The organism is Saliphagus sp. LR7 (assembly GCF_003344565.1).
Taxonomy (GTDB): domain Archaea; phylum Halobacteriota; class Halobacteria; order Halobacteriales; family Natrialbaceae; genus Saliphagus; species Saliphagus infecundisoli.
The window spans coordinates 22,429-29,595 of the sequence record NZ_QPND01000030.1 but is presented as its reverse complement, the minus strand read 5'-3'; the positions used below and the strand labels follow the sequence as shown (position 1 = coordinate 29,595).

Sequence of the window (7,167 nt, the reverse complement as noted above, 5' to 3'; positions counted from 1 at the left end):
TGCCCGATTGAGTGTGGCTGATGGCACCGCCCGTAGGGTGTTAGCGAGGCAGTCCGAACGCGTTCGGACTGACGTTGCCATGCGTTCATCGCCTCGACGCACTGCCTACAAACCGGGACCAACCACTAGGGTTGGGAAGTTGCCTCCGTCGGGGTGGTCAGCGTGACCGGCCCCGAGCGCGAGGAATCCCACGACTTCAGTCGTGTGGAGGATGTCAAGAGTAGCCCACATCTCCGCCGACCCGACTCGTCTCGTCTCCGCCAGGAGTGGAACACGGTCGCCGACAACGCGCTCCGTCTCGAACAGGACGTGGCCGAACGGCTGGTCACAGCCCTGAACACCGACGTCTCGGGGCTGTATATCCTCTTCAATCAGGTGCGCAAGCACTACTGGCTCGTCGAGGGGGCCGAATCGAGACCACTTGGGGAGTTCCTCGAGGGCGCTGCCGACCGGCTCTCGGAGATGACCGACGACATCGCGATTCGAATCACCGCACTCGGCGGTGTTCCGGCCTGTGGGCCGATGGGGATCCGCCAACACGCGCCCCTATTCATCGAGGAAGCCCACCACTACGCTGTCCGCACATCGCTCGCACGGGACCTCGATGGGTACGCGACGCTCGCGGTGTTGTGGCGTGACCACATCGAGCTGGCGGACCGGCTCGGCGATCAGGCGACGAGCGAGCTCCTGCGTACCCATCTGCAAACGCTCGAAGCTGACGCACACGTCCTCGATCGGTATCTTGCCGACGAGACGCTCGTTCGTCACGACGCGCTCGAGTGACTCGCCTCGACGGCAACTCCATGGGCTTCGCATTTTGACATCCTCCGCCGCCCTGAAGGGCGGGGAATCCCCATCGGCACGCTCGGGGTCGGGCACTTAGACCACCTCCCTAAAAGCGGTGGTCGGCCATGGCCGTCCGACGGGGGCAACTTCCACCCGGCGCCGAAGGCGTCGGGGTGTCTCGGTTCGTGCGCACGACTTCGGCCCTCGGAACGAGGGTTGTGGTAGTGTTGGGTATCCGCTCGCCGCGTGCGCCCCTCCCTCCCCGAAGGGAGTGCGAGAGAGACGCCCGCCGTCGCCCTTTCGGGACGACGGCGCACGGGCCGTGCCATCGGCCTGCCTGTCGTTTCTGCCACGGTGGACAGGCTCAAACGGGACAGGTTCGCTTTTTGTATCCTCGCTTTCGCGGGCGGCAGACCCCAAACCAACTGCCAGCTTTTTCCCGTTGAGCTTAGTTCGACAAACGACCCCAGAGGGGCTAAGTCTGGCGGTTTCGCGTCTGTGCCTATCGCTTAGACCCGCGCCTACAGTCGCGGGCGTCCGCTTGCTATCTGTCAGGGGATGGTGGCCCTCAATCGTGATTTCCGACCTGTGCGCGCTCTTCTGTCGTTATTTCTGCTGAAGGTGCTGTTCGACCGTCCGGACGTTCCACTTGTTGGCCTTCCAGACCGCGTCGAACAGCGTGCCGAGCACCGGAATCGAGCCCGTAACCCCATCGATGGCGACCCGGGCGACCATCTTCGCGAGCGTCCCCCTGGAGACGCCGAGCCGGTAGGCCTCGAGGACCGGATACAGCGAGAGGACCGTGGTGACGGCGTCACCAGCACCGGGGAGGATGCCGATGAGCGGGTCGATCCCGATCCGATAGTTGGTCCCCGGGACCCGGAAGGCCTCGTCCAGAAGCGTGCTGACCCGCCGGACACGCTGCAGGGCGGCCTCCTCTTTGGCCGACGCGTTCACGTCTTGGTCTGCCGTCTCTCCGCCCACGAACGGGTCGTCATCGTCGGCGTCCGTGGGATCCGTCGAATCGCTCGATGAGCGATCGTCTTCGTTGGTGACCACGGCTGGCGGAGGGGGCCCGGAGGAATAGGTGTGCTCCTCTCGTGTGCCGGCAGCGGTTGTGATGTTCGTGTTCACTGCAGGCGGTTGACCTCCTCAGAGCGTACCGAGGACGTGAGTTATCCTGGACGGTGACGAACCCAAGTGTGAAACCGTTCCATGCGTTATGTCCTCACGGGGAAGGATGTATCAGACGTGTCCGTTCTGTGACCGCGTGTTCGAGATCGGGGAATCCGACTACCGGCCGATGAAACACCATATTCGAGCGTTCCACGCTGACTCGGACTCGGATGAGGGTGTCGTTGATCGGTCGTCACCGACGCCGCCAGTCGCACCGCTTTAGGCTAGCGTGGCGCAACTTTCGACCGGCTACCCGAGAACGAGGGAGTCGTTTCCTTTTGTCTCGGCAGTCGACATCTGTTGCCGTGTTGTAAGAAGCCATCGAGCATAATGGTCAGACCATATTTGATTTGTATGATAATAAGAATATTTTCATAATCGTCGGTTGCGTGTTCTTCGAACTGGGAGAACAAGCACTAACCGAGGACGGTGATCGTGCGTCAGGGGCACCTTTAGTTCTGGTGATCGAATAATTCAATCCCGCTTCGTTGAGCAACTACCGACAACTCGGGACCGAGTACTCGACATCGTACGTGTCGGTACGATACTGCTGGACGAGTGCCGACGTCCACGCCGGTGCGTTGATCCCGACTTTGTTCGGTGGTTCGTGCACGGTTCTTCGGAGTATAATTATTCTCTTCTGATACCTCCTGTCTCCTCTCAGTTTGATTATGTCTGTAACGGCATGTCCAAGCGACTGGGCGGTATCGAGTCGTGTGAGTCGAGTATGAGTCGTCTGTCCTTGAATTGTGGTTCGGGTTCACCTCAGATCTTCTCACCCAGACAACTCCTACGGTAAGGATTGGATGACATCAATCTGAGGCAATCGATAAGTGACCCCCGCTAGTGAAGAATCTGCGCCGATGCGCTATTACTGGTAGGCCAGGTCCTGTTCCTCCAAAATGTCGACGAACGCGTTCGCTGCGAGTTTAAACGCCTTGGGACCAGAGTACCCGCCTGTCTCGAAGGCCTCTGCGAGGTGAGGTTCCAGCGACGTATAGCCAACGAATCCACGTTTGGCCAGAGCTTCGACCGTCGCCGGAATTTCGCCGTCGCCCTCACCGGCGGGCCTGATATTGCCACGCTCGCCGTAGACTGCATCTTTGATGTGGAGGGCCTCCACGTGCTCAACGAGCTGAACGAACGCATCCGGATATGGTCGCACGCCGATTTCAAGGAAGTTGGCGGGATCGAAGATGAGCCCGAAGGCCGGCGAATCGACTGCTTCGACAAGGTCCCGACACCTCTCGGGTGTATCTCCGTAGATGTCTTTTTCGTTCTCATGGAGGATCGTTATTCCCGCCGCCTCGGCGCGATCCGCTTTCCAACGCATGCGATACATGACTTCATCGCGGTACTCAGTAGGGTCGTTGTCCTCTGGCATCCAGTATGAGAACAACCTAATGTAGTCGGCCCCGAAAAACTCGGACAGCTCTAGCGCGCGCTCGAACCGGTCCTTGTGGGGCTCAAAGTCGTCTTCAATGCCAATTTTCCCAATCGGGGACCCGATGGCGGCCACTGAAAACCCCCGTTTCTCAAGCGACCCCCGGATCAATTCCGCTTCGCCGTCGTCGAGGTCGAGCACGTTCGTCCCGTCGACACTCCGGAGGTCAAGGTGATCGATTCCCACCTCGTTGAGAACGTCGAGTTGCGTCTCAAGATCGTCGGCGATTTCGTCTGCAAACCCGCTGAGCGTGTACACAGACGTGTGATCCCGGGCATCCTTGTTAACTCCTCTGCATCGATCGTCCATACTAATGTCGGGTAGGCAAATTTAACAATTGAGTCGTTCAACCGACCTAATATGGACTACGGCCTCTGTACAATTTCCAACAAGGAGTGGTCGACTGATTCGTGACATCCTCCCGCGCCTGAAGACGCGGGCCTCCCACGCCCACGAAAAGGGCGGTTCGTTGGGACCTTCTGGTTTCGAGTCCGACGAACTCATGGCGGTGCCACGCCGCCGGTACTCCTATCCCACACGGGACTCGGAGGTACGTGGTTGTGTTTCGTCGGTCTGCGTTCCCGAGGGCTTACTTTTTGATGAGGCAAACACCGAGTCAACTGCCAGTTTTCGGGGTGTCGAGACGCGACGGTTCTCCGTCGCGGCGACGGATAGATATACGCCCGTGGGGCACCTAATCCTTCCGATTCGGGCGTTTGAACGGATGAAGACGGCGATTCATCCATGCCGTTTACGGCGTGGTATTCTCGCCTGCGAGTCCTATAAGAAGATATGTTTATTCTTCTCGATGCTGGATGGGATAATATGGAGATATTAGTAACTATGCCAGACGACGAGACGAGGGATGACTTCTTTCCGCCGCGACTCCGTGAGCGTATTGAGTCAATAGGGACGGTTACCTGGAATGAGTCGGTAGAGAACTACACCGAAACGGAACTCGAAGAACGAATTCGCAATATCGATGTTTTAGTGACGGGATGGGGGAGCCCACAGGTTACCGAAGAGGTTCTCTCGACGGCCGACGAGCTGGGGTTGATCGTTCACACTGGTGGGAGCGTTGCCAATTACGTGTCGGCCAGTGTCTACAAGGCCAATATCCCGGTTGTGAGTGCGAACGACGTCATGGCCGATCACACAGCCGAGCATACGATCGCTGCGCTTCTTGCGAAGCAACGTGCTATTCCCGAACTAGCTACGAGTATGAAAAGAGGGACGTGGGAGTATAGAGGCCCGGATATACGGACTCTCCACGGTGCGACGGTCGGGCTGATCGGATTGGGATCGATCGGGCAACGGATGCTTGACCATCTGGCCCCGTTCGACCCGACGGTGAAAATATACGACCCGTACGTCAACGAGGTGGCGATTGACGACATACCGTTCGCCACTCTGACTGATATGGGCGACGCCCTCAGTTCAGACATCGTTTCCATCCACGCCGCGCGCACACCCGAAACAGTCGGAATGATCAGCACGGAACAACTGGCGCAAATTCCCGATAACGGAGTGCTCGTCAACACGGCTCGCGCCGAGATCGTCGATGAAGATGCCCTCCTCTCGGAGTTACGGTCAGCTCGGCTCTCGGCTGTTCTGGACGTGTACCACGAGGAGCCACTTCCGCCAGAAAGTCCGCTCCGTGACCTCGAAAACGTGTTGTTGACGCCCCATGTCGGTGGCTCGCAGATCCGGCCGCCGCTGACCGAGGCAGTTCTCGATGACGTCGAACGCTTCCGTGATGGCGAGATGCTGGAATATGAAATTCCGCGCGGGCAGTGGGAGACCATGACTCGGTAATTGTTCCCACAACGGAAGTCGTAGGCTTCCTACAACGTGATTGGCTCACCTGACTCAATCGATTCGGTAACCGCAAGGGTCAGTGCCAGTGTCTTTGTGGCATCCGAATACGGTGCGCGGATCTTCGAATCGTCGTTCGTCTCGACGGCTTCCAGAAATGATTTGACTTCAGTGACATAGGGATTCGCCTCAAACTCCTCGTGAATTTCATCGCCATCGATGCTTCCATGAATCTCATTTTGGCTGATTGTTAGCGTCGCACCATCAGCGATTACTTCGAGTCGACTGTCGCCGTCTTCAGCGATACATGAGGTAGAGACGTGGCTCACTGCGCCCGACTCATGGGTCATTGTAGTGCTCGTCACGTCCGAGAAATCGACTAAATCCGAGACGCGGTCAGCCCCGGCAGCATACAATCTCTTGACATCCCCCGCAAGAAATCGAACCATATCGAAGTTGTGAGTCGCTTGTTCAACAACTTGCCCACCTGAGCGGGCCTGATGACGCCACCAGTGATCTTCGCCGCCGGGGACGCCGCCCCAGAAACGGCCGTCAATGTACTCGATTGTTCGGCCTTCAAGCAGTTCGCGTGCCCGATCAACAGCAGGGGCGTAGCGCCAGTTATAGCCAACCTGAGAGACAACGTCATTGGCCTCAATCGCTTCTCGAATCGTTCGAGCCTTTTCGTTTGTCAGCGCTATAGGCTTCTCCACGAAAAGATTGATACCACGCTCGGCGGCCATGATCTCCTGATTCTCGTGTGCAAACGGTGGGAGACAGATGAAGACCGCATCGAGAGTGAGTTCATCAAGGAGGGTTTCGTGATCGGTGAACACTTTAGCATCGAACCGCTCCGCTGCCTCGTTCGCCGCTGTCTCATCGATATCACAGATTCCGACGACCTTGGCGCTGTCTATTTCTTCTAGTGTATCAAAGTGTTGCCATTCGGCTATGCCACCAGATCCGATAAACGCGATACGCGTAACCATAACTGGAGTTAACTCGGGGTCCTTGTAGTCCTTCGCGTTTCGGAAAGTTTACTATAATTGTTAACCAGTAGATTAATAGTGATCAGAGAGACCAGTCTCTGGAAGGACGATGCAATTCGGATTCAACGATATGGGGGCGCCGACGGACTCCCTTGAGACAACCCTCGAGTTACTTGCTCAGGCCGGTTACGATGGTTTCGAGCCGTCGCTTTCACCGAGCGGTGAACTCGATGATCCAGCCGAGATTGAGCAGATTGCTGACCTCACTGACCGATACGACCTTGCGGTTCCGAGCGTGCTCACTGAGGGACTCTGGTCGCACCCCCTCTCAAGCCCCGACGACGAGACACGTGAACGGGGTGTCGACATCGCCATACAAACGATAGAGGGCGGCGCAACTCTCGGTGCCGAAACGATGCTCATTGTTCCCGGAATCGTCACTGAAGATGTTCCCTATGACATCGCCTACGATTGTGCGCTTGAGTCGATGGCCGAACTAGCCCCAGTCGCCCACGAACACGGGTTGACCCTTGCTATCGAGAATGTCTGGAACGACTTTCTGCTCTCGCCCCTTGAGTTTGCCTCCTTTATTGACGAGGCAGCCGAGCATGGGCCAGTCAAAGCGTACTTTGACGTAGGGAATGTCCTCCGCTTCGGTGACCCGGCTCAGTGGATTCGTATCCTTGATGATCGCATCGAAATGGTCCATATCAAAGATTATGACATGGAAATCGACACTATCGACGGGTTCACCTATCCAGGTCAAGGTGACGTCCCCTGGGAGGATGTGGTGGCGGCCCTCGACGACGTCGGTTATGATGGCTGGATTAGTCCCGAAGTCCCTCCCTATCAGACGTGTCCTGAGCTAATGCCTGGACAGGTCCTCAAGATGGCCCAGGCAGTGTTCGCTGACAGATCCAACGTATCTGGACTCGATATCTAGAATTGAGTGGAACA

General features: G+C 57.4%; 6 protein-coding genes. 3 read left to right on the top strand and 3 right to left on the bottom strand.

From position 1 onward, the window contains the following. Positions 1 to 162: 162 nt before the first annotated feature. Positions 163 to 783, top strand: coding sequence for a DNA starvation/stationary phase protection protein DpsA (gene dpsA, locus DVH23_RS21030; RefSeq protein ID WP_394342651.1), 621 nt, complete (start codon positions 163 to 165; stop codon positions 781 to 783). Positions 784 to 1,392: 609 nt separating this feature from the next. On the opposite strand, the gene DVH23_RS21025 is transcribed toward dpsA, so the two are convergent. Both DVH23_RS21025 and DVH23_RS21020 read right to left on the bottom strand, forming a co-directional pair. Then, positions 1,393 to 1,845 (bottom strand): DUF4112 domain-containing protein, encoded by a 453-nt coding sequence (locus DVH23_RS21025; protein WP_114579335.1) that lies wholly within the window; start codon positions 1,843 to 1,845, stop codon positions 1,393 to 1,395. Between the two features lie 988 nt (positions 1,846 to 2,833). After that, the gene (locus tag DVH23_RS21020; RefSeq protein ID WP_157972546.1) at positions 2,834 to 3,664 is read right to left on the bottom strand and encodes a sugar phosphate isomerase/epimerase; all 831 of its coding nucleotides are present in this window, start codon (positions 3,662 to 3,664) and stop codon (positions 2,834 to 2,836) included. Positions 3,665 to 4,249: 585 nt separating this feature from the next. Between DVH23_RS21020 and DVH23_RS21015 the strand changes: the two genes are divergently transcribed. Then, positions 4,250 to 5,221: a hydroxyacid dehydrogenase gene (locus DVH23_RS21015; protein WP_232833871.1), complete on the top strand. Its 972-nt coding sequence runs from the start codon at positions 4,250 to 4,252 to the stop codon at positions 5,219 to 5,221. Between the two features lie 29 nt (positions 5,222 to 5,250). Here the strand turns inward: DVH23_RS21015 and DVH23_RS21010 are convergent, their stop codons facing one another. Continuing rightward, the gene (locus tag DVH23_RS21010; protein WP_114579333.1) at positions 5,251 to 6,210 is read right to left on the bottom strand and encodes a Gfo/Idh/MocA family protein; all 960 of its coding nucleotides are present in this window, start codon (positions 6,208 to 6,210) and stop codon (positions 5,251 to 5,253) included. Between the two features lie 109 nt (positions 6,211 to 6,319). Here DVH23_RS21010 and DVH23_RS21005 point away from each other — a divergent pair, with 109 nt between their 5' ends. After that, complete coding sequence (locus tag DVH23_RS21005) at positions 6,320 to 7,153, top strand: sugar phosphate isomerase/epimerase (RefSeq protein WP_114579332.1); 834 nt, start codon at positions 6,320 to 6,322, stop codon at positions 7,151 to 7,153. The last annotated feature ends 14 nt before the right edge of the window (positions 7,154 to 7,167 follow it).

What these genes read in the sequence shown, in the direction of transcription:
- DVH23_RS21015 (WP_232833871.1), top strand. Translation starts at nt 4,250, where the DNA reads ATGCCAGACGACGAGACGAGGGATGACTTCTTTCCGCCGCGACTCCGT.
- DVH23_RS21010 (WP_114579333.1), bottom strand. Translation starts at nt 6,210, where the DNA reads ATGGTTACGCGTATCGCGTTTATCGGATCTGGTGGCATAGCCGAATGG.
- DVH23_RS21005 (WP_114579332.1), top strand. Translation starts at nt 6,320, where the DNA reads ATGCAATTCGGATTCAACGATATGGGGGCGCCGACGGACTCCCTTGAG.